We start from the raw sequence: 22,539 nt of genomic DNA on the forward strand, positions 1-22,539 counted from the left end.
GGCGCGCGCCGCGCATCCGGCTGTACACGTTCATGCTCAGACGAGGATCTCCGACACCGCACGCGTCGTCCGCATGGACTCCCGGCCCCATCCTTCGACCGGCATTCCGAGTGCCTGCTGTACGGTGAGCCCGACACGGGTCACCGGATCGCCCTGGCTTGCAACATGCAGGCCTGTCCTAACCTTGCCACCCGCGCGGCCGGCCAGCATCATCGGGATGCCATTGACGTCGTGGTTCTTGGCGAAGCTCACGTCGGAATGCGCAAGGACCAGCATATTGTCGAGCAGCGTCCCGTCGCCTTCTCGCAGCGCCGACAATGTTGCGACAAAGTCCGCCCAGGCTTTCATGCTTTGGGTCGAGAAATTATCGACGGTGGGCTGATACCCCTTATCGCGATCGACGAGTTCCTCGTGAGTCGCCTGGTGGTAGCCGGTTGTCGCGCCCGCTTGGCGCAAATCCGCCGTGGCGGTGGAAAAGACCATGTTGAAGACCTTCGTCTGGTTGCAGGCGAGCGCCATGGCCAGAAGCTCCGTCATCACCTGGTGCGACTTCTGGCGATCGCCGACGTCGGTGCTGGCAGGCAAGTCCTGTGGCTCGCCCGGCACCCGGCATGCCTCGGCCGGCAGCGGCTTCTCGAGCTGTAGGCTGAGCTTGGTCTCGACCTCGCGGATAGCCGTGAAATAGCCGTCCACCTTTGCACGGTCTTCGGCGCCGAGCCGCCCGATCAGGTGCCGGCGCTCCTCGGTTACCGCCGAGAGCACACTGCGGCGGGCCATCACGCGCGGATCGGGCCGGAAATCGGCGGCATTCGGGTCGCGAAACTCCGGACCGAAGATGCGTCGATAGAGCTCGGCGGGGGTGGCAACGCCCGCATTCATCGTACTGCCATTGCGATAGGAGAAGCTGGTTCTCGGGTTGCCATCCGCGCTGAGTTCGAGGCTCCGGAAGAAGGAACCTGCCCCAATCGCGTCGGCGACGAGGACGTCGAGTGTCGGCGCTTCTATCTGCTGCCAGCTGTCGGCCGGGACACCGGTCCGTAACCCGATATTTCCCGAAATATGAGGCTGGTTGCTCCTGCCCTCGAGCCCGACGCTGAAGCCCGACAGGATGTTCACGCGGTCCTGGACGGCAGCGATCGGCTGGAGTTCGGGCGGGAGATCATAGCCACCGCCCGCCTTCTTCGGGGTCCAGCGGTCGGGGATCATGCCGCAACCCCAGAACCAGGTCCCAAAGCGGACCGGCAGGCGCCCCCCACCATAAGGTGCCGCAAGCGCCGAGCCGTTGCCGTCGAGAAAAAGGTTCAGGAAGGGCAGGCCCACCGTCACTGCCGCTCCACCGAGAGCACCGCGCAACAGAAAGCCACGTCTGCCGATACCGCTCATAGCTTCTTTCCTTCGACCGCGGCGGCACGGGCGACGCGTGCTGGTGGAGTTCGCACCGGCATCATTCTGAAAAAGGCCGGGTCGAGGATGATCGCCTGGAAGAGGGCGCGAAGCCGATAACGGCTGACCGCAAAACGCCCATGAAGCCGCTCGACCACTGCGTCCTCGCCTTCGGCCATCGGTCGTCCCACGGCGTAACGCCAGGCGGACTTGACCGCACAGCGGGTCACTACCTCATTGTCGTGAAGCGCTCGCCCGAGCGCGGCTGCGTCGGCAACCGGATGCTTGTCCACGACGGCGGCTGTATCGATGCGCACGCCATTTTCCATCGTCCGGAACTGGCCGGCCCCGTCGAAGGATTCCAGCGTGAGACCGATCGGGTCGGTCTGCTTGTGGCAGCTCGCACATTCCTCATCGCTGAGATGCGCCTGCAGCCGCTCGCGGGTCGTCTTGAGGTTGGGGTTCGAGACGTCCTGGACGATCGTGAAATTGACATTGGCGGGCGGCGTCGGAACGGTGTCGCACATCAGGATTTCGCGCACCGCCTTGCCGCGCAAAGTCGGCGATGTCCGCCCCTCATGCGCGTGCAGCGCGAGGAAGCTGAGCTGGGTCAGCAGACCGGCGCGCGGGTCGTCGTCCGCAAGTGGGTACATGTCCCATTCGCGAGACGCGAAGGCGACGCGGTAGAGAGGACTGAGCGTCCGGTTCATCGGGAAGGATCGCGTCGTGAAGATGTCGCGATAATCTCCGTCTCGCGCCATCAGGAGGTCGATGACGGTACGCAACGTCTGCTCGCGCGCGGCGGGTCCCACGGCCGATCGGAAGCCGGGATAGATGAGACCGTCCTTGGCCAGGCCCTCCAGACCCTCGAGCTGGAAGAAATCGTCAAAGAAGGCGCGCACCCCCGCATCAAAGCGCGGCGACGCCATCAGTCGATCGACTTGTCCGAGGAGTCCGGCCCGCGTCATCAGCGAACCGTTCCGCGCGGCGTCGAGCAGTTCGGCATCAGGCGTGCTGTTCCAGAGGAAATAGCTGATCCTCGACGCCCGGGACCATGCATCGAGGGTCCTTCGGCCCGGAGCGTCCGGATCAGCAATGCTCTGGTCGACCTGGAAGAGGAAAGGCAGGTCGGTCATCATCGCCGTCAGCATGATCGCGAGGCCGGCATGAAAGTCGCCAAGCGCCTGCCCCGCCGCCAGCGCCTGGTCGGTAGCGAGCCTCAACTCCGCCGGCATCAGTGGCCGGCGATAGAGGCGTTCGCCCACCCGCTGGAAAAAGGACGCGGCGCAGGCCCGACCCGTCGGATCGGCGCCCGACGGCGCGCACCCGACCAGCCGCGCGCGATGTTGCTCGCTTGTCACCTGTTCGGCAATGCCGCGGGCGAGTTGTTCATATTGCTCGGCCGCCGCCGGGGTCAGCGAAACCTTGCTGGTGCCCGCCGCGAGCAGACCGTCGACCCTGAGATCCGGCTCGAACCGCCCGCTGATGCTGATGTCCTTGCCGAAGATGTCGGCGATGGTCGCCTTGTATTGCCCTTGGGTCAGCCGCCGGAGCTGCGGCAGGTCCGCCGGTGCTTCGGCCTCGACCTGGCTGAACGAAGGGGTCAGCGATATCGCGAAGATGGCCGCCGCGAACAGCAACGGGCCGCTTCGCCTGAGCGCGTGCACGGTCATCAGTTTGCCCCCCCCGCCGGCGGGTGCGCCGGTCGGCTTGATGATGAAGGCCGACGTCCCGCGAAAGCGAAGCGCCGAGGAGATGGCCGTGTTGCGACCTGTCCGCGCGTCGCGGAAAGCGTCGGCATGTCGTTCGACGGCATCGATCAGCGCGGGGCACGACATCCGTGTGAGGTTGGCACCGACCTGTGTCGACTGCCGGTAGGCGTCGATGATGCTGGCAATCGTGTGATAGCCGTAAATTCCGCCCTCGACGTTGCCATCGGACCCCATGACTGCGCGGATCCGCGCACGGCGGATTTCGCGATAGCCATCGACGATCTGTTCGCGCATCCGTACCCTCAGGTCGAAGGGCTCGCTCACCAGCACGCCCTTCTCGATCCGCGCCTTGACTGTCGCCCGGTAGCGAGCGTCGGGATCAGCATCGAGGCTTGTCCAGGCGACGGGTTTGCCCGAGCCGGTGAGCTCGATCGCGCTGGCGCTCGCGTAAAAACTGATCGTCACTTCGGGGTCGTCGGCGAGATCGTCGATGTCGCCGACCTCCATCAACGTCGGCGCAGCGGCCGAAGTGATGACATGGTCGGCAACGCGCGGATTGCCGAAGTCCCGGGTAGCGAAATTGCAGCCCGCCGCACGAATGAGTTCGTTGTCCACACCCTGCTCGCCGTCCGGGCCGGTAAAATCATTGTCGCTGATCTTGCCATCGAGATCGATCCCGTAGGCGACGCGTCCCCGATAGAGCTCGTTGCCCTTGACCATGAACCGGAAATCCTCCGGATTGGTGCAGCTGTCATAAGCGAACCGCGTGCCCAGGAAGGCCGGGATGCCCTTGCCCGGCTTGATGCCGGCCGACTGGCGCAGGCTTGCGAGATCGGCTTGGCTGAGCTCCGCTGAACGCCCGTTTGCACCGGCGCTGCGGCCCGTCGGAACCATCTTGAAGCCAAGCTTCGCCTCCATGAGTTTCTGAAGCTCCTGCACCTTGGCAGGGTCGGCATATTTCTCGCGCTCGGCTGCGGGCAAGCGGTCGCGGAAGATGTCGGTCGCGCTTAGCGAGAGGTTCCGGCAGGCCTTGTCATCATCCAGCGATGCCACATAGATGTTGGCCAGAACGTAGCCTGCGGTCCGCGAGGGCGGCGGCGAGGCCGCCACGAGCATGAAGGCGACGCCCGCGAGCAGGATACGCGACGATCGCGCCGTCAGGACGCGTTGCATGTTTCGTCGGCCGGCCACCCTGCTCTCCTCATGATTGCGGTCGCGCCGCCTTGTTTGACCCCGGTATCGACCGGCCGCCCCCGGCCGGACCACCCCCGGGGAAGTTCAGTCCCGGGGGTAATTCTGATCGTTCGGGGGCCTTGCGGAGCAGGTCGCCGCCGGACCCATGATTATCGCAGCCATGTTGCTCGCACTTCGCTGCGTCGAGCGCCTTTACCGGCGCCGCCGCTTCGGCCGGGAGCAGGCCGTCCACCGCAATGTCTGGGGGCGGCGAAGCCTATCCGAAGCGTGGATCCATCTGGCTGGTTATCTGGCGCGCGGCATCGACCACCGTCGATCCGAGCTCGACAAGGCGTTCACGTCCGAGAATGGACGCGCGATCCGAAATCGAAAGAGCACCACGCGGCGTGCCGAGGCGATCGAACACCATCGCGGCCACGCATCGCAGTCCCTGGTCATGTTCCTCGTCGTCGGTGGCGAAGCCTCGTTCGCGGACGCGCGCCAATTCCTGACGCAAGCCGCTGGTCTCGACGATGCTGCGCGCCGTTCGCGCGCGCAGCGGCACCCGATCGAGATAGCGGTCGAGCTCGAACCTCGACCAGTGCGACATCATCATCTTGCCCGATGCGGTCGTGTGGAGCGGGAGCACTGCCCCCGGTCGCGCGGCGGTCTGACGATAGCCGTCCACAGCAGCCTGATCGACGTAACAGATTCCCGAGCCCTCCGGGACGGCGATATTGACGCAATGCTGCAACTCGGTGGCAAGCGACCGCATGATCGAACGTCCGAGATGACCGAGATCGCGGCTCTGGGCGAAGACCGCTCCCACGGTGAACGCCTGAACGCCGATCGCCCAGCGATTGGTACGGCGGTCGAACGCGACGTACCTCAGCGCCTCCATCGTCGTGAGAAGGCGATGAGCCGTGGAGCGCGGGAGGTCGACCGCCAGCGCCAGTTCCCGGAGCGTGAGGCTGCCTCCCTTCGCGAGCACGTCGAGAATGCCAAACGCGCGGACGAGCGATTGCACGCGGCCGAGCAGCAGATCATCCTGGAGCGTATCCTTGTCCGTCACGCCGCTTGACCCTTATCCGTGCGCTGCGTGACGTCGGTCCCGAAACGGACCCGGTGAGGGTCCGCGAGCTGACAAGTCCCGGAGCGATGATGCGGGACCGGACACTTCTGCCAATCCAGCCTCCCCCGCGGTCGATTGTTCGACCGTTCTGATTTCGGGTCGATTATCGAGCGAAGCCGGAATGCGGCACCACCCCCATGCGCGATCAGGATCGGGGGTATTTGCGATCGTTAACAGGCGGTCGAGTGGCAGATGAACCGCAAGCGTGTTTTCAGTGCGAGACCTGATCCGCATCCACGAGCACCACGCGGAGGTCGTTGACGTTGGTCAACGTGGGGCCGGTATGGACAAGATCCCCCAGGGCGTCGAAGAAGCCGAAGCTGTCATTGCCCTGGAGCATCCGCGATGGCGACAGGCCGGCGAACCTGGCGCGCGCGAGCGTGGTCCAGTCGATGATCGCGCCCCCGTGTCCACCGACCCCGTCAAGGCCATCTGTATCAAAAGCCAGCGCCGAAATGCCCTCGGCCTGTCCCAGCGCCAGGGCGAGGCTCAGGGCATATTCGCTGTTTCGACCACCTTTGCCGTCCGGATTGCGCACGAAAACGGTCGTCTCGCCTCCCGAAAGCAATGCCCATCGCCCGCCCTTGCGCTGGTGATGCAGCGCAAGGGCGGCGTGGACGGTCCCGATCTCTGTAGCATTGCCCTCGAGATCGTCGCCCAGATAGACCGGCATATATCCGGCGGCGCGCGCAATCTCGCCCGCAGCCTCGAGTGCCATACGGCTGCGCGCGACTATGCGCGTCCGGCCGGCCGCGATATCGCCAGCATCGGGCTGTGGCGTCGCGGATCGCTCGTCGCGAAGTACCGCGTTGATATGATCGGCCATGCTGATTCCGTAGCGTTCGAGCACCCGGCGCGCGTCAGCGAGCGTGGTCCGGTCGGGGACCGTTGGACCGGACGCGATGAGGGCGGGATCGTCACCCGGTATATCCGAGAAAGCCAGGGTCACGACCTCCGCAGGATGCGCCATGGCGGCGAGGCGGCCGCCTTTAATGCGCGAGAGATGCGTTCGCACGCAATTGATCTCGGAGATCGTCGCACCGCAGTAAAGGAGTTCGCGGGTCAAGCTGCGCTTGTCGTCGAGCGATACGCCGTCGGCCGGAAGGGCCAGAAGCGCTGAACCGCCGCCGGAAATCAGGGCGAGGAGTTGGTCCTCCGGTCCGAGAGCGCGAACAGCGTCGCAGATCCGCCGCGCCGCCTCGAGGCCATGTTCATCGGGGAGCGGGTGTCCTGCTTCGAGAATGATGGTGCCTTCGGGAAAATCGCCGGGTGGGAGGGCGTGGCGATATGGCACGAGAATGATCGCGCGCGTTGTCGATCTGGCTTCGCGCATCGCGACCTTCGCCATCGCGGCGGCCGCCTTTCCCACTGCCAGTACCAGCCGCCTGCCCCGGGGTTCGGCAGGAAGATGGGCCGGCAGGCACCGCTCGGCCGACACCGAGGCCAAGGCCGCCGCGAGCATGTCCGCAAGCAACAGCCTGTGCGCCTCGCTCCCGATCGCCGGACCAGTCACCGCCACCCCGTCATCGCTTGGCCCGCTCCGTCTTGTCTACTTCACGGGCAATTATCGCCTGCCAGAAGACTGGCAAGAGGCCCCGGCCCTGATGTTCCACAATGCGGGACAAGCGACAAAATCGACGGCTGCCAGTCACGAGCCTCGCTATCGCTGCGCGCGACGATGACCCGGATGCAATGGAAGAAGGAAAGCGGCGATGACGAGGGCGGCAGGACCAGGTGATCGGCGAGGACGGAAGGCAGTGCGGGGGCTGCGAATGGCCATGACGACGATGCTGATGCCGTGGATCACGTTGCCAGCGCAGGCCGCAAATGGCGCGGCACCGGATTACTTCACCGCGCCCTTTGCGATGGAGCGCATCCTCGATTGGGGCGAGCGTCCCGACTGGTCGCCCGATGGCCGCAAGATCGCCTTCACACGCTCCGACCTCGAGGCCACCCCGGCCTATGAGATCGACGTGTCGTCACGAACCGTCCGCTGTCTCACCTGTCGCTGGGGTGCGAACGGGCTCATCACCCGCATCTATTATCTTCCTGACGGAAATTTCCTCGTTCTCGGACCGCCGGGCCTGGGCACAGCCAAGGCGCGCCCGGGTGCCGTTGCGCACCGGGACGCGCAGACGACAGAACTCTACTGGATGTCCGCATCGCTCGACATGCCGCCGGTCAAACTCGACGCCCCGGCGTGGGGCGAAATCGCGATCTCCGCGAAACCCGGAACGGCTGGCGGGATCCAGATCGCCTGGGGATCGGCCGAAGCGACCATGTCGACCATCGTGACCGCCGAGCTGGTCGCAGGCCGGACGGGTGTTGCCCTCACCAATCGGCGGGTGGTCTATGAGCACCTCCACGCGAAATCCACGGCCGGCCAGGCAACCTTCGCCGAGACCTATAATTTCCGGGGGGACGGCTCGGCGCTCACATTCTGGACGGTGGAGGGGGGAACTCTCAACGGCGAGATGTACGAGCTCAACCTTGCGACCGGGGCGGTACGGCCGCTATCGCGGGATCCGGCGCACAACGAGACCCATTTCTTCCCTGATGAACGCTACGGTCTCGAGGAAGCGAACCGCGCATCCGATCCCGAGGGCAAATTTCGCGGGATCAGTAGTCTCGAGGCCCCTGGCGTAGCCGCGATCATGAAGGCGCTCGGGGGTGTCGATACCCGCCCCGAGGATCTTGCCGACTATGCGCCGTACGGCCCCCTCAAGGGCATGGCACGTCCGTTCGACCTCTATGTGACGAGTATGATCGGTGAAAACAAATCGCGGCGCCTTACCGAAATCAGTCATCTTGGCGGCAATGCCCATCAATCCGTTGTGGCGCCCGACGGGCAGCGCATTGCCTTTGCCATGATCGCACCGCGCACCGGCCCCTATGCGGGCAAAAGCGGCCTCTATATCGGGACGTTCGGATCTGCCCGTTGATCGTGCCCAGGCGCAGTGCGAGGGCGGTTTGTGGTCCTCGAACTGCGCCATGCAGGTGCACTTGCCAGATATCGTCCATGTGCGCCCTGATGTGGAACGATAACCGCATTCCAGAGGCCGCATCCCAAACAGGCTGTTGGCTCTGCCCTGAACCAATGCCTGCTTTCAGCATGCAAGAATCGCAAGGCAAACGGCGGCTTTGGCGGCGGATGCGGATCTCGTGCATCCGCCGTCGTCGCTATCCAACCTTGGCTTCGATCTGCCAGCAGGCAGCCGCGAAGCGCGCCTCGCCGCCGCTGACATGAGGAACGAGCGCGCGGCATACCGCCTCGACGACCACAGCGCGGCGTTCCGGGGCGCCGGTCCTCTTTGATGCAAGAACGCGGGATACTCCGCACCGGTTAACCGTTGAGCACCTCCCCAGTAAGGAGCGTAGCATGACCGATACCAGCCACGACATTCGCACGCTTAACGGCCTCATCGCGACGACGATCGACAGCATCGACGGCTATTCGGAGGCGGCCCGGGACAGCGAGAGCGGACGCTTCGGTTCGATTTTCTCCAGCCGTGCGACCGAGCGCCGTCAGGCCGCAACTGATCTCCAGGCCGAAGTGGTTCGCCTCGGCGGCAACCCCGAGGACGACGGCACCGCATTGGCCGGCGTCCACCGCGCCTTCCTCAATCTCAAATCGGCGGTGACGGGCAAGGACGACAAGGCGATCGTCAATGAGGTCGAACGCGGCGAAGATCATATAAAGTCGAAGTTCGAGGACGCACTAAAGGATAGTGACCTTACCCCTCAGACCCGAGCGGCGATCGAACGGGCATACGCTTCGGTACGCGAGGGACACGATCAGATGCGCGATCTGAAGCATTCTCTCGATCCCGCTCGGTGATAGCCGTGCTGCCTGCTCGAACTTGACAAATAGTCGGGCTACCGGGCCGCGGCATCGCATGATGCCGCGGCCCCTATCACATAGGATCGCAAAGAGGTCGTGCTGAACGGCTAGGCTGGCGATCCGGAATCCAAGAGCCGTAGCAGTTGAGAAACGCCGGTCAGATGAGCGGCCTGATGTCGGAACCGGACGCCGCTTTCACACCTTGCTGCGAACGGCCCGGATTAGAACCGAGAGGCTGGTGATCAGTGCGGCAATGGCGGTGATGAGGGATGCGTCGACCTGGAGCATTTCTCCTCTCCTTTCGACTCGCACTTAACCTATTTGGCACAATGTAGGAAAGAACAAATACAGAACATTTGTCAGGTTGCGCCTAGAGAAGCATTGGCACCGCCTCGGCTACGCCCTTCCGCTTCACCCATAGTTCGCTCGTCCGTTCGATTGCGCACAGTTCGGGCGGGAATTTCCGGTCCTGGAACGCGATGACATCGTCGATCGAACCGTGCAGCCAGGCGTCATGCTCGTGGGCGTGAAGCAGGACCGGCATGCGATCATGGACCGGCTGGATCGCTTCATTCGCGCAGGTCATGAGCCCGGTATAGACGTCGCCCCATTCCACGCTTTGCCGCCAGAACCCGCCCCAGGCGAACAGCGGCTCGCTTTTCATGCTGAACCAGGTGCGGGTCATAGCGCCTTTCGGACCCTCGGCCTCGGCAAAGGCGGTGATCGGGATGAGACAGCGCCATTGGGGCTTCGCGGCAATGCCGCGCCACATTGGTCTTGAGAGGTCGGCGACATTGTTGACGGGTTTGGGGCGCGGCTGGACGCCACGCTTTTCCGCATTCTCGCGCATCGCTTTCAGGATCAACGGAAAACCCCAGACCATCGAGCGGAGCTCGCGAACACCCTCATTCTCGATGACGACCATGCCCGGCGTGCCGGGATAGGTTTCGGCCGCCACATTGAACGCGCCCGGCACCTTAGCCCTGAAATAGGCCGCCACCTCGTCGGCGGATTTTCGCGCGGTGGTGAGATTGCACATCGGGCCTTCGACCTGTTTTTGCAGACGCAGGTCAGATCAAAGCAGGCCGTTCGTCAAAGGCCAAGCCCCAACTGCGCCTCTGGCCAGATCGGGTCCTTCGGCCCCTTCCCGCTCTTCCAGCGATCCGCTGTCAGCTCCACGTCGAGGCGCTTTGAGGGCAAGGGCCGATGGAACTGGAAGTCGATGACGTCGGCGATCGTGCCATGGAGCCAGCGATCATAATCCCCCGGCATGAGGAGCACCGGCATCCGCTCGTTGAAGCCCATAACCATCGAGTTGCTGCCGGTCGTCATGCCGGCAAAGACCGGCCCCCACTGCTCGCTTCGGCGACAGAAGCCTGCCCAGGCGAAGATCGGCTCGCCCTTCAACCGGAACCAGGTGCGCGTCATCTTGCCCTTCTCGCCATCGGGTTCGGCAAATTCGGTGAGCGGGATCAGGCAGCGATAGCGGGGCTCGACGACTAGATCCTCCCACATGCGCGACATGAGATTGGCAACAAGGTTGACGGGCTTTGGCTCCTCGCCGCGGATGGCGCCTTCGAGCGTCGGGCGCGGAAATCCCCAGCGCATCGATCTCAAGACGCGCCGGCCTTCGTTTTCGAGGACAACCAGCCCTTGCGTCTCGGGTGTCGTCTCTTCCGGCACCGCGAGCCCCGCCTCAAACTCGAGGTCAAAATGCGTGGCAAGCTGGAGGCCGTTCGCCCGCAAGGTGTAGAGATTGCTCATGACCTTTCCTCAAGCGCCAGTGTCAGGTGGGGTCCGCCGTCTGTCAAATGCGATCGGACGATGGCCGACGGCATTGACTCAATGTTCCCTAAATGTTCTCATTTGTCCATGGCCCGACTCGACGAACAATCGCTGGCGCTGCACTTCGAAGTGGCGCTTACCACCGCTGCTCCCCAGATCGTGGCGGAGCTCGCCCAACCCGATCGCTACCGCCGGCTCGCCGCGGTCGCGACGCTTGCTCATCTGCTCGCCGAGCGAATGAACGGATTCGAGGTGATTCCGGCAGAAGGGCCGTCGCGCGACGAGCCCATGCCGCTCTTTCCGGATCTCGGATCCGTGCACGGAGGATGAGCGATGCACCGGAGCCGCCCGCGGCACCGCGCCGACTGGACATGGACGCGATCCAGTTCCTGATCCTGTTCGAGCTCGGCCAGGCGCCCGCTTATCTCTATGTCGACATACGCTCAAAGGACCGGTCGAAGCGCGAGCGCGCACTCAAGGTCCTGATGGAACGGGTCGCGCGCCGCTTCGAGCCGTTCGACGTCCTGCACCGGTCGCAGCCGGCCGGTCATGGCCGGGGGTAAAAGCGGTGTTCAATGCCCGATACCGACCCTGCCCTCACCCATCTTAGCCGCAAGCTCACCTGTGTCCAGCACGCGGCACTCTACCATTATAATGTTCGCGTCGCGTGTCGGTCGTGCCCACATGTGCGCATCTTCGAGGGGCACCAACTCTGGTGGCTGTTCCACCGCCGTCGCTGGGATGACCGGCTCGAGCATCTGCCGCGCCGTTTCTGGTGCTCGGCCTGCTGGATGGCTAGCCGTCGCAAGGTCCGCCCGAACACGGTCACGCTGACCAAAGATGACCCCACGGGCGACGCATTGCCCTGGCCCGACGACCGCGAATGGAAGAGAGTCGTCAGCCGCTATCGCTCCTGAGCTGCAGCCGTCATGCCGGCTGGCACCTGATCCAGCGTCACTCGCAACCGATGCCGTCGCCGTCCCGATCGAGGTGCGGCCCATAGCCGGGTGAGCCGGCCCGAACGGGCGCAGCGCCCGCCGCGCGCGCCGCCGAGCAATTGGCAAAGGGTCGCGATCCGCCGCCCACCAGCCCCATCGACTGCGATCTGGCAGGCTGTGCCGGGGCCCGGTGGCAATGATAGCCGCCATTCTTCCGGTCGTTGTGACAACCTTCGGCGTTGAGGCCGCCCGGATGGGCGGACGCCATCGTCGCGAGGCACAACAATCCCGTCCCCAAAATCCACCGCATCCTATCCCCCCATTGCCGGGCGCATCCCCTAGCCCGGCCCCCTTAAAATATCCGTCCAGGCCGGCCGCCGTGCGCGCCTGATTCCGCGAAGACGCCATCAGCCGTACCCGCCGCACCCTGTCACATGAGACGCATCGGGCAGATTTTCCCAGGCGTCCAGAGCGGATGGACGGACGGGAGAGTCCCATGACCCCTACCAGGCTCCTGATCGGCCAGATCCTGATTGTGTTCGCGATCATGATCCTGGGCGTGTGGATCTCGACCCAGTGGTGCGCGAGCATGCTGGGATACCAGCCGCGCCTCGGCGAACCCTGGTTCCTGCTCTTCGGCACGCCGATCTATCGTCCATGGTCGCTGTTCGTCTGGTGGTACCAATATGACGCCTATGCGCCGCACATCTTCGACAAGGCCGGCACGCTCGCATCGGCCAGTGGACTTCTGGGATGCGCGGCGGCGATTGGCGGATCCCTCTGGCGGGCCCGCCAGGCGAGCTTCGTCACCACCTATGGCTCGGCGCGCTGGGCGTCGCGGACCGAGATCGCGAAGGCCGGCCTTCACGACGATGCCGGCGTCCTGCTCGGCCGCATCGGCCGGCTTTATCTCCGCCATGAAGGCCCCGAGCATGTCATGGTGTTCGCGCCGACGCGGAGCGGCAAGGGCGTGGGGCTCGTCATCCCGACCTTGCTGTCCTGGACCGGCTCTGCGCTCATCCACGACATCAAGGGCGAGAACTGGCAGCTGACCGCCGGCTGGCGGGCGCGCTTCTCGCATTGCCTGCTGTTCAATCCGACCGATCCCCGCTCGGCGCGCTACAATCCGCTGCTCGAGGTCCGGCGCGGAGCGAACGAGGTCCGCGACGCCCAGAATATCGCCGACATCCTCGTTGATCCCGAAGGTTCGCTCGACAAGCGCGACCATTGGCAGAAAACCAGCCATTCGCTTCTCGTCGGCGTCATCCTCCACGTCCTCTATGCCGAGGAGGAGAAGACGCTGGCGCGGGTCGCAACCGTGCTTGCCGATCCGTCGCGGCCCTTTGCCGCGACGCTCACCGCGATGAAGTCGACCAACCATCTGGGGTCGGACAGTGAGGCGATCGTCCATCCGGTCGTCGCGTCCGCTGCCCAGGAACTGCTCAACAAATCCGCCAATGAATGTTCGGGCGTGCTCTCGACCGCGCTTTCCTACCTCAGCCTCTACCGCGATCCCGTGGTGGCCGAGGTGACCTCGTACTCGGACTGGCGGATCGCCGATCTCATCGCCGCCGATCATCCGGTCTCGCTTTATCTCGTCATTCCGCCCGCCGACATCTCGCGGACCAAGCCGCTCGTCCGCCTGATCCTCAACCAGATCGGCCGGCGGCTTACCGAAGCGCTCGATGGCGACCGGACGGCGGGTGCGAAGCACCGCCTGCTGATGATGCTTGACGAGTTTCCAGCACTCGGCCGGCTCGATTTCTTCGAGACCGCATTGGCCTTCCTTGCCGGCTATGGCGTGCGCGTCTTCCTGATCGCGCAGAGCCTGAACCAGATCGCCAAGGCCTATGGCGAGAACAACTCGGTGCTCGAAAACTGCCATGTCCGCGTGGCGTTCGCGACCAATGACGAGCGCACCGCCAAGCGCGTCTCGGATGCGCTCGGCACGGCAACCGAGCAGCGCGCGATGCGCAACTATGCCGGGCACCGGCTCGCCCCCTGGCTCGCCCACGTCATGGTCAGCCGCCAGGAGACAGCCCGCGCGCTGCTGACGCCGGGCGAGATCATGCAACTGCCGGCGACCGACGAGATCGTGATGGTCTCAGGCCTCCCGCCGATCCGTGCGAAGAAGCTCGCTTATTACAAGGACGCCGATTTCCGGACCCGCGTCCTGCCGCCGCCGGTGCTTGCCGACGGTCCCTATGCGGATCGCCCCGCACCGCGGAGCGACGACTGGACGGGCCTTGGCAAACCGGCGGATGTCGCCGTGTCGGCGGACACACCGACAGCGGCGGCGCCGAACCCTCCGTCAGTCGCCGATCAGACCCGTTTTCTCTTCGAGCGAATCGTCGGGGCATCGGACAATGTCGAACATCGTGACGCAATGCGCAGGATCAACGATCGGCTCCATCTGGCGCGGCAGTGCGAGACGCGCCTGATAGCGGATGTCGACGAGGAACTCGCATCGATCGCTATGCTGTTCGACGCGGCAAAGGCCGTCCAGCTGAAGCGCCGGCTGATCGCCTATCACCATCAGCGGGAAAGGCTGGTCCCGAAGCTCGTCGCACTACTGGCCCTGCACGCGGGCGGCGAGGCGGAGGGAGATTCGCCTGCCATCAACGAGACCCTGTCGATGACCGGGCCGACGACCTGGCAAAAGGGCCAGCTTGGAGAGCCGGATTGGCGATTTGGTCAGTTGAGTGGTTATCCCCGGTCTCTGCAAGACCAGTTCGCAAAGTGGGATCAGGATTGTGCCGCGGCCGGGAGGCGCCTTCGGTTTCTGCCTGGCTACGGCGGTGAGTTGATCACTGGAAAAAGCACTTCGGAGGCGGGAACTTCCGTTCCGCTCGACCTGAACCGTGATGGCAAGCGCGATTATGTCATCGACACCGCAGACTTGAGTTGTGGCGTGTTTTCGCCAGCAGTCAGGCCAAAGCCTTACTGCGGTTCCGACTGCGAGCTTATCGCGGTGATTTCCCGGCCCGACGGGACACATATGATCGACCGCGTCGCCGGCTCCATCACCTTCAATGGCAACGGCGATCCGGCAAGCATCGTCACGCGCGGCAGGAATTCTGCGATCACCTGGCCTGCGGCATCAGGGTCAAAATGCGTCATGATCGAAGTCAGTTGGACCGGAACGACGCAACAGAGGCGCAACGTGCCATGCCCGGGTTAAAGACCGGTTTCGGCAGGTGTCCTCACGAGCACACTCGGGGCGCCACTGCGCAAATAGTATTTAACACTAGCGCACCTCACCGCACGGAAGGTAGCGAACGGTCCCCGTCGCGAGCTCAACTCGTATGATAAGTCGCAGGATGTTTTTCCGAACGGGCGCAGGAGGCTTGGCCGCCTTCGCTATTGGTTCAGCGACCGGCCGAGGTCTGACTGCCGTTCCTGTCGTTGATACGCTCACGCTGCAAGTTCTCGTCGACAACGCCACGTTCGGTCCGTTTCTGCCCGACCTCGTGCTTCCCGGACTAAGTGTAAAGCGCCACACCGGTGATCCCGTCGGTGGAGTTATGTCTCGAACTGCGCTTCACGCGGAGTTCGGCCTTTCGATCTTGGCAACCTCCCGGCGAGATGGCTCGACGGCCCAGGTGCTGGTCGACTTCGGCTACTCGCCTGAGGCGGTTCGCAACAACCTCGCGATGCTCGGCATCGACCTCTCCGGGCTCGACGCCGCGGTACTCAGCCATGGACACTTGGATCATTATGGCGGATTTCGGGGATTCTTCCCGGACGAACCGCGACCTCAGGTGCCGCTCTATGTCGGTGGTGAAGAGGTCTTCTGCGAACGGATCGCCCTCATCGGCGATCCGCCCCCAATAATGGGAACGCTCGATCGCGCGGCGCTCGCAAAAGCTGGGTTCATGGCTCGAATTTCGCCCGAGCCCCAGATTATCAAGCAGCAGGCCTTTTCCACCGGTGTGATCCCCCTTGCTGGATTTGAGCGCGCGGCGATCCCAACGCAAATGCGGCCGGGCAGAGGTTGTGACAGGAATGCGCTGAACCCGTCCAAGCGCCACCTCGACCAACTTCCCGATGACGGCGAGCACGAGCTCGCTACGTGCTACAACGTGAAGAATCTCGGCCTGGTCGTCATTGCATCCTGCAGCCATCGGGGCGTGATCAACAGCGTGCGGCAGGCGCAGAAGGTGTCCGGCATCGACAAGGTTCATGCCGTTGTCGGAGGATTTCACCTCGTACGCCCCAGAACCGAGGATGAGGCTCGCCGCACCGTCGCGGAATTCGCCACCATCGATCCCACCTACATTGTGCCGATGCACTGTACTGGAGACGTGTTCATCCAGGAGGCGATGCGGGTCATGCCTCAGAAAATCATCCGTCCATATGTTGGAACTGAGTTGCAGTTCGCCGATTGGTAGCGGGCTTGACCCCGATTCGACGAAGGGATTGGTGATCACGCCAGAGTGGCGGCAGCGGGTGGCGCCGCCATTCCGGACCTTCCCATCCTTGTAGTTTCATCCCCGACGCTTCCCTTCGTTCAGTCGGACGCTTCAAGCCGCCACACCAGACGCAGATCGCCACTGGCGCGCGAACGTGTCACAGCAACGCCGCGTTGAAGAAGCGCCTGAAGCACCGCGTCGGCATCCTTGTCTTTCCCGCCGGCGACGCCGATCGGGATCGATAGTCGGGCATGGGCCCAACTCGCAGTGTCCAGCGGCGCAGCATCCGGCACCCCGTCGGTAAAAGTTAGCGGCGGAAACGCCGCGGGCGGCGGAAGCAGGAGGATCGTCCACCCCTCCATATCCTCGGTGGCGCGTTGCTCAAGGGTGCGATAGCTCGCCAGGGTCGCACCCGGCAACGGTACCGCCGACGCAATCGCACGGCGATTGGAACGATCGACGGTGATCGCGTCCTCGCGCACCCCCGCGGCAGCGCTCAACCTGGCGAGGAGGGAGGAAAGAGCACGATCCTGTGCGCGGGCGGCCTCGGATGACTGCGCTGCGGTTATCGCGGCAAGTTCGGCGTCTCGCGCCCCCTCGCCAATGCGGATCTGGTAGATTTCGACCTGGACCGGACGTCCCAGCTGACGCGCCAGCTGCTTCGTTGCGGCTACATCGGCATTCGGTTCTATGCGTGAGGTCAGCATTTCCGCGCGGACGGCAAGCGGCCGCGCGGAATAATCCACGTCAATCTCCGACAAACGAGCATTTTCGCCAAACTGGCTGCGTACGACATCGCGGGCCTGGCGGGCGGCAACCGCTTCCCAGGCGATCTGGCGAAGCGCAACGGCGAGCGGAACGGAGAGGATCACGAAGGTGGCGATCAGCAAGGCACCCTGCCAGCGCGTCTGGCCGGGCGAGAGATGCGACCCGAAACCGTAGATCCGCGCCATGGCAGTGGCAGAGAGTGCGATGGTGATGAGATTGGTGACAAAGAGCAGGAGAGCGCCGCCGAACACCGCGCCATTCCAGGTGGCCAGCCCGAATCCGACAACGGCCAGAGGAGGCATCAACGCGGTCGCAATCGCCACGCCAACGATGGTTCCGCTCTTGCCACGGATCATCGCATAGGAACCGGCAAGGGCCGAGAAGAGCGCGACGAGCAGATCGAACAGATTAGGCCGCGTCCGGGCGGCGATTTCTGCGGTCACCGTCTGGATGGGCGATACCAGCACGATCAATGCGGTGAACAAGACTGCTATCAACGAACCGACAGCGAGCGCTCCCGCCGATCGCCTCAAGTCGTCGAAATCGAAAACGGCCAGCGAGAACCCGACGCCGAGAATCGGCCCCATCAAGGGGGAGATCAGCATCGCGCCAATCACAACGGCTGGCGAGGAAAGGAGCAGGCCAAGCAGCGCGATCCCGGCAGACATCAGGATCATGAAGAGATAGCGCGGCGACCAGAGCGCCTCTTCCTCGACTTTCTGGAGGACGGTGACATGATCGACCGTGGCAACCCCATGCAGCCGCCACCACCGGGTCATGACCCTCAATGGCCCCCTGTGCTCGCCAATCGCCTGATCCGTCACTCGCTCCCTTTCGCCCGCAGGATGTCGGTAAAGGTTCAATCCGTCCGCTTCATCGGCTAACCCGCGCACAACTGCAAATTTCCGGGAAATGATCGTGCATAAGGCCACCGCACGCCGGGGTGTGAATTCCGCACTCCGGGACTTCCTCCATTCCGAGGCATCGGGGGGCATCCTGCTGATGGTTGCGGCTGCGCTGGCGATGATCGTCGCCAACAGCCCGTGGGCCGATGATTATTTCCATCTCCTCCATCTCGAAACCGGGCCGGTGCTGAGCGAGAAGCTGGGGCCGATGACGCTGCATCTGTGGATCAACGATGCGCTGATGGCCCTGTTCTTCCTGATCGTCGGGCTGGAGATTAAGCGCGAGTTCGTCGACGGCCATCTTGCGAGCTGGAAGGATCGCGGCCTGCCGATCTTTGCGGCTGCGGGGGGCATGATCGTCCCCGCCTTGGTCTATCTGATCGTCACGGGCGGGGCGCCGGCGTTGCTGCGGGGATGGGCGATTCCGTCCGCCACCGATATCGCCTTCGCCATCGGCGTGCTCGCGCTGCTCGGCTCCCGCGCACCGACCTCGCTCAAGCTGTTCCTGACGACGGTGGCGATCGTCGACGATATGGGCGCGGTGGCGATCATCGCGCTGGCCTATACCGCGAGCATCGGCGGCCCGGCGCTGCTGGCGGCGATCCTGCTCTGGGGGACGATGTTCGCCCTCAACCGCTTCGGCGTGACGCGGCTATGGCCCTATCTGCTGCTGGCGGTTGGCCTCTGGTTCGCGGTGCTGCTGTCGGGCGTCCATGCGACGATCGCGGGCGTGCTGGCGGCCGTCGCGATCCCGATCAAGGTGACGCCGGGGGCGCCGGACGCCGATGATTCGCCGCTGCACCGGCTGGAACATGGCCTGCATCCCTGGGTCGCTTATGCGATCGTGCCCTTGTTCGGTTTCGCCAATGCCGGCGTGTCGCTGGCGGGCACGGGCCTGGCCGAGCTGGCGGCGCCGCTGCCGCTCGGCGTGGCGCTGGGCTTGTTCCTCGGCAAGCAGATCGGCATCTTCGCCAGTGTCCGGCTGGCCGTGGCATTGAAAATCGGCGAGCGGCCGGCAGGCGCGACCTGGCTCCAGGTCTATGGCGTGGCCCTGCTGTGCGGCATCGGCTTCACCATGAGCCTGTTCATCGGCGGGCTCGCCTTCGCCGATCCACTGCTGGTGGACGAGGTGAAGATCGGAGTGCTGGGCGGTTCGCTGCTCTCGGCGCTCGCAGGCTATACCCTCCTTCGTTTCGCCCCGCAGATGCGGTCGGCAGGGGACAGCTGATATGTAACGGGCGTCTGAAGGATCTCGTCGCAAGCAATCGAAGGCGGAAGGACCTTGGCCGGTCATCCTGGATGTTGCCCGGTTCAGGGCTTTCCCCGATTGTTGAAGCCCCTCTTGAACCACACTGTGGTCGCTGAAGGAGATCATCTGATGCTCGAACCCTTTGGCAACTACCTGGTCACATCCCCGCTGTGGGCCATTGCCTTTCTGATCTTCGGCGGCATGTTCGTCATGCTCTATGTTGGAAGACTCCTCCGCCAGCGCCACAAGCGCCAGGCGAGCCCAGATGGACGCGAAGGCGAGGAAAAGGAGAGCAGCCAGGAATCCTTCATGGTCTCGTCGGTCATGGGCCTGTTGGCCCTGCTGATCGGATTCAGCTTTTCGCTCGCGGTCGACCGATTCGAAACACGACGGCAGAATGTGCTCGAGGAAGCCAATGCAATCGGCACGACCTACTTACGCAGCCAGTTGCTCGAGGAGCCTCACAGGGCACGATTGAGCAAGCTGCTGGCGGATTATACCGATGTGCGGATCGCTCTTGCCACCAGTCGGCCAGGCCCGGCGGTGCAGCCGCTGCTCACCAGCAACGACCGTCTGATCGTCGATTTGTGGACGGCTACCGTCGCAGCCTTCCCGTCGATGAAGCCCTATGATTTTTCCAGTTCGTATCTGGAAACGATGAACGCAATGATCGACATGGATGCCACCCGGAAGGCCGGGCGTCAGGCGCATGTCCCGTCTGAGGTGTTTCTCGTGCTGCTGATCTACTTGTTCGTCGCCGCCGGCGCGATTAGCTACATGCTCGTTGGCCAGCGGGGGCGGGAGACGGCCATCTTCCTGTTCGTCCTGTTTGGCATCGTCCTCCTGCTGGTCATCGACATTGATCGACCCACCACGGGCGGTATCGCCGAATCACAGCTCCCGATGACGCAGCTTCGAGATTTCATCAGGACCCAGCCACCGGTATCGTTCGATCGATTCAACGTGCCGGGGACATTATCCTCGCCAACGCGTTAACAGCGGTGCCATCAGCTACGGGTCCGCATGGTAATCATGCCGCGGGAACATTCCCGCAGTCAGACGCCGTTGAGGATTATGTGGGACATGCGCTTTCCAGTCATTCGACCCGCTGCCGTCGTCATAACCGTCGCCCTGTTTTTCGGGCTATTCGTGTGGCTCCTCTATCGATGACCCAATACGGCAGGGTTAGACGTGATCAACGCTCCGACGGGACATCCGCATTGCTATCCCGTTCGGTAGGCACCAGACAGCATCCGCTCACATAGCCGTCATCTAGGGGGCGAATTCCGCTGCCCAATAGCTGCCCGCCATTCAGATTTGCGGCGATGCCCGGGTTCAGGCAGTGTCCCGCCACGAGAGCGGTGCCTTTCACGCTACGAAAAGGCCGCAACCTTGCTAAAGATGGTGGCCATTTCAAACGAACATGAGTCTACACATGGCCCGAAAAAATAATGGCTCTTGCCTGTGTGGCGCCGTTCGATTTGAGATTTCCGGAGAGTTCGAGACCTTTTTTCTGTGCCATTGTGCGCGTTGTCGAAAGGGTACGGGGTCAGCCCATGCGGCGAATTTATTTTCATCGACCGCGGCGATCACCTGGATGTCGGGATATGACTGCATCAAGACTTACCGGGTTCCCGCGACTCGCCATGAAAGGAGCTTTTGCACGGAATGCGGATCTGCTCTTCCGAGCGTCCAATTAAACGGTGCCTTGCTGGTTGTGCCTGCTGGAAGTCTTGATAACGCGATCGACATCCAACCAAACGCGCATATCTGTTTTGCGAGCCGGGCGCAGTGGGATGCACGTTTGGAAGACATTCCCAAAATAGACGGGCTTCCGAGTTAATCGTGTTGGATCGGAGCCTTTGGGTCCGGCAGCGCCGCCATTGCCGACGTTGAAGGCGGCGTTTGGCGCTCCCGATTGCTGCCCTACGTTCAGATTGAGTACGAACAACGGTTCCGGCGGACGTCCAGAGGCCCGCGAGCGGGGCCATCTGCCTTTCTGCTTTTGAGCATGTTGGCGGAGCGGTGGTGGCTCTTACGATCCAGTGAACTGGGAAAGTCTCAAACCCAAGGTTGCTCTCCGGAAAGAGTATGCACCTGCGAGGGGGCAACAGTGACAGCTTTCGCCATACGCTCCTTCACATAGCAACCCGCCAAGGCTAAACCGTCCGACCCTTAATGTTCGCTCAACCTAGCCGCCGTTCGCCTGATGGTCCAAGTCCTTTCAACGCAGTCTAGCGCTCACATGCTGTTGTGACTTGCCGCAGCAGCTTCGTTTTGTGCAGCCTCCGCCGCCGTCGAGGACACCTTCCGACTCTGGTTCACTGCGGTGCCCGCACGCGACGCGGGCGCCGTCGATGGTGGCCATTTTGGGTAAGGGTGCCCCGGATTTCTCAGTTCGCCCGCGACATAGACTTTCCGCCTTTCTTCGTAGACGCGGATTTCGGCCCCTGCACCGGCCACACCCATAGATTGGCCATTTGCGCTCAATCGGCCATCTTCCGAGATCGTTAGAACCGTCGTGCCGACGGTGATGATTGCCCCACGGTGGGCGGGAGCGATGAGCGACGGGACATCACTTTCACTTCCAGCACCGTAGAGGCGGTTCGTGAAAGTCAAAAGGAAAGCGGCGAGCAATCCTCCGATAAAAAGGGCAAGGAGAACCCAGCGCTCCGTGTTGGCATTCTGCCCGAACAGGGACTGCTCAAGGAAGCGGTCGAACTTGCTCAGCAAATAGCCGCTCGCGAAAACGGTAAGCGCTTGGGAAACTGAATATATTCGTGTGGCATCAGACTCGTCGAACGGCGAGAAGGCGACGGCAATGGCCCAGCCGGCTAGCGATCCCAACAAGACGATCAGCATGTTGCGCACGGCCCCATACCATTTCGGGCCAGACTTCGAGGCCGCCTCTGCGCGCGAGATTCCAAGGATCACGGCGCCGGCAAAAAGGGCGATCAGGGCCGCTCCGCCGAAGATGGACGCAAAGATAACGCTGCTTGAATGTTCGACGGTGGGGTCGAGCAATCGAGCGGTGCTTCCATTCTCCGCATTACCACACGCTGCAACGCCAAAAATCATAGAAATCGCGAAACCCGGGGCGATCCAGGATCGCCAGCTCTTAGGTACCGTTGCCATAGCCAACTCCGCACAAGCAGAGGACATCGCCGATCTACGCAAAGAAACCTGGGCGATATATCATGGAAACCGCGCCCGACTATCGAGGAAATTCGCAAGTTGCGCT

18 protein-coding genes and 1 pseudogene are annotated in these 22,539 nt (G+C 63.3%); 10 read left to right on the forward strand and 9 right to left on the reverse strand.

Going from position 1 to position 22,539, the window contains the following annotated elements:
• Positions 1-36: 36 nt before the first annotated feature.
• From ACFB49_RS11410 to ACFB49_RS11425, 4 genes are all read right to left on the reverse strand, one after another.
• Positions 37-1,383: a DUF1552 domain-containing protein gene (locus ACFB49_RS11410; RefSeq protein ID WP_380879509.1), complete on the reverse strand. Its 1,347-nt coding sequence runs from the start codon at positions 1,381-1,383 to the stop codon at positions 37-39.
• Entirely contained in the window at positions 1,380-4,286 is a 2,907-nt protein-coding gene (locus ACFB49_RS11415) for a DUF1588 domain-containing protein (RefSeq protein ID WP_380879511.1), read from the reverse strand. The genes ACFB49_RS11410 and ACFB49_RS11415 overlap by 4 nt, the downstream gene beginning before the upstream one ends.
• A gap of 259 nt (positions 4,287-4,545) precedes the next feature.
• Positions 4,546-5,340 carry an IclR family transcriptional regulator gene (locus ACFB49_RS11420; protein WP_380879513.1) on the reverse strand — a complete coding sequence of 265 codons (795 nt, stop codon included), beginning with the start codon at positions 5,338-5,340 and terminating at the stop codon, positions 4,546-4,548.
• A 271-nt stretch (positions 5,341-5,611) separates the two neighbouring features.
• Positions 5,612-6,874 carry a glycerate kinase gene (locus ACFB49_RS11425; RefSeq protein WP_380879515.1) on the reverse strand — a complete coding sequence of 421 codons (1,263 nt, stop codon included), beginning with the start codon at positions 6,872-6,874 and terminating at the stop codon, positions 5,612-5,614.
• A gap of 298 nt (positions 6,875-7,172) precedes the next feature.
• Here ACFB49_RS11425 and ACFB49_RS11430 point away from each other — a divergent pair, with 298 nt between their 5' ends.
• A complete protein-coding gene (locus tag ACFB49_RS11430; RefSeq protein ID WP_380879517.1) occupies positions 7,173-8,342 on the forward strand; it encodes a hypothetical protein in 1,170 nt (389 codons plus the stop codon).
• Between the two features lie 437 nt (positions 8,343-8,779).
• Entirely contained in the window at positions 8,780-9,238 is a 459-nt protein-coding gene (locus ACFB49_RS11435; RefSeq protein WP_380879519.1) for a PA2169 family four-helix-bundle protein, read from the forward strand.
• Between the two features lie 373 nt (positions 9,239-9,611).
• Here the strand turns inward: ACFB49_RS11435 and ACFB49_RS11440 are convergent, their stop codons facing one another.
• Positions 9,612-10,280, reverse strand: coding sequence for an SOS response-associated peptidase (locus tag ACFB49_RS11440; protein WP_380879521.1), 669 nt, complete (start codon positions 10,278-10,280; stop codon positions 9,612-9,614).
• 53 nt (positions 10,281-10,333) lie between these two features.
• Positions 10,334-11,005, reverse strand: a complete 672-nt coding sequence (locus tag ACFB49_RS11445; protein ID WP_380879523.1) for an SOS response-associated peptidase family protein — start codon at positions 11,003-11,005, stop codon at positions 10,334-10,336.
• Positions 11,006-11,065: 60 nt separating this feature from the next.
• Here ACFB49_RS11445 and ACFB49_RS11450 point away from each other — a divergent pair, with 60 nt between their 5' ends.
• Genes ACFB49_RS11450 through ACFB49_RS11460 form a run of 3 tightly spaced genes read left to right on the forward strand, consistent with a single transcriptional unit; the run spans position 11,066 to position 11,943 of the window.
• The gene (locus tag ACFB49_RS11450) at positions 11,066-11,356 is read left to right on the forward strand and encodes a hypothetical protein (RefSeq protein WP_380879525.1); all 291 of its coding nucleotides are present in this window, start codon (positions 11,066-11,068) and stop codon (positions 11,354-11,356) included.
• Positions 11,353-11,589 (forward strand): hypothetical protein, encoded by a 237-nt coding sequence (locus tag ACFB49_RS11455; RefSeq protein WP_380879527.1) that lies wholly within the window; start codon positions 11,353-11,355, stop codon positions 11,587-11,589. The genes ACFB49_RS11450 and ACFB49_RS11455 overlap by 4 nt, the downstream gene beginning before the upstream one ends.
• Before the next feature lie 12 nt (positions 11,590-11,601).
• A complete protein-coding gene (locus tag ACFB49_RS11460) occupies positions 11,602-11,943 on the forward strand; it encodes a hypothetical protein (protein ID WP_380879529.1) in 342 nt (113 codons plus the stop codon).
• 37 nt (positions 11,944-11,980) lie between these two features.
• Here ACFB49_RS11460 and ACFB49_RS11465 read toward each other — a convergent pair whose 3' ends face one another.
• Entirely contained in the window at positions 11,981-12,274 is a 294-nt protein-coding gene (locus ACFB49_RS11465; RefSeq protein ID WP_380879531.1) for an excalibur calcium-binding domain-containing protein, read from the reverse strand.
• 186 nt (positions 12,275-12,460) lie between these two features.
• On the opposite strand from ACFB49_RS11465, the pseudogene ACFB49_RS11470 reads away from it, so the two are divergent.
• Both ACFB49_RS11470 and ACFB49_RS11475 read left to right on the forward strand, forming a co-directional pair.
• Positions 12,461-14,248, forward strand: a pseudogene (locus ACFB49_RS11470) (conjugal transfer protein TraG); the annotation flags it as partial.
• A gap of 1,063 nt (positions 14,249-15,311) precedes the next feature.
• Positions 15,312-16,355: an MBL fold metallo-hydrolase gene (locus ACFB49_RS11475; RefSeq protein WP_380879533.1), complete on the forward strand. Its 1,044-nt coding sequence runs from the start codon at positions 15,312-15,314 to the stop codon at positions 16,353-16,355.
• A gap of 119 nt (positions 16,356-16,474) precedes the next feature.
• Here ACFB49_RS11475 and ACFB49_RS11480 read toward each other — a convergent pair whose 3' ends face one another.
• Positions 16,475-18,139, reverse strand: a complete 1,665-nt coding sequence (locus ACFB49_RS11480; protein ID WP_380879946.1) for a DUF389 domain-containing protein — start codon at positions 18,137-18,139, stop codon at positions 16,475-16,477.
• On the opposite strand from ACFB49_RS11480, the gene nhaA reads away from it, so the two are divergent.
• The 3 genes from nhaA to ACFB49_RS11495 all read left to right on the forward strand — a co-directional run bounded on the left by nhaA (position 18,057) and on the right by ACFB49_RS11495 (position 21,141).
• Positions 18,057-19,277, forward strand: coding sequence for a Na+/H+ antiporter NhaA (gene nhaA / locus ACFB49_RS11485; protein WP_380879535.1), 1,221 nt, complete (start codon positions 18,057-18,059; stop codon positions 19,275-19,277). The genes ACFB49_RS11480 and nhaA overlap by 83 nt on opposite strands.
• Positions 19,278-19,427: 150 nt before the next feature.
• Positions 19,428-20,294, forward strand: coding sequence for a hypothetical protein (locus ACFB49_RS11490; RefSeq protein ID WP_380879537.1), 867 nt, complete (start codon positions 19,428-19,430; stop codon positions 20,292-20,294).
• Between the two features lie 439 nt (positions 20,295-20,733).
• A complete protein-coding gene (locus ACFB49_RS11495) occupies positions 20,734-21,141 on the forward strand; it encodes a GFA family protein (RefSeq protein ID WP_380879539.1) in 408 nt (135 codons plus the stop codon).
• A gap of 398 nt (positions 21,142-21,539) precedes the next feature.
• Here the strand turns inward: ACFB49_RS11495 and ACFB49_RS11500 are convergent, their stop codons facing one another.
• On the reverse strand, positions 21,540-22,433 hold the full coding sequence (locus ACFB49_RS11500; protein ID WP_380879541.1) for a hypothetical protein: 894 nt from the start codon (positions 22,431-22,433) through the stop codon (positions 21,540-21,542).
• Between the last annotated feature and the right edge of the window lie 106 nt (positions 22,434-22,539).

Source organism: Sphingomonas sp. DBB INV C78 (assembly GCF_042693015.1).
GTDB lineage: Bacteria > Pseudomonadota > Alphaproteobacteria > Sphingomonadales > Sphingomonadaceae > Sphingomonas_E.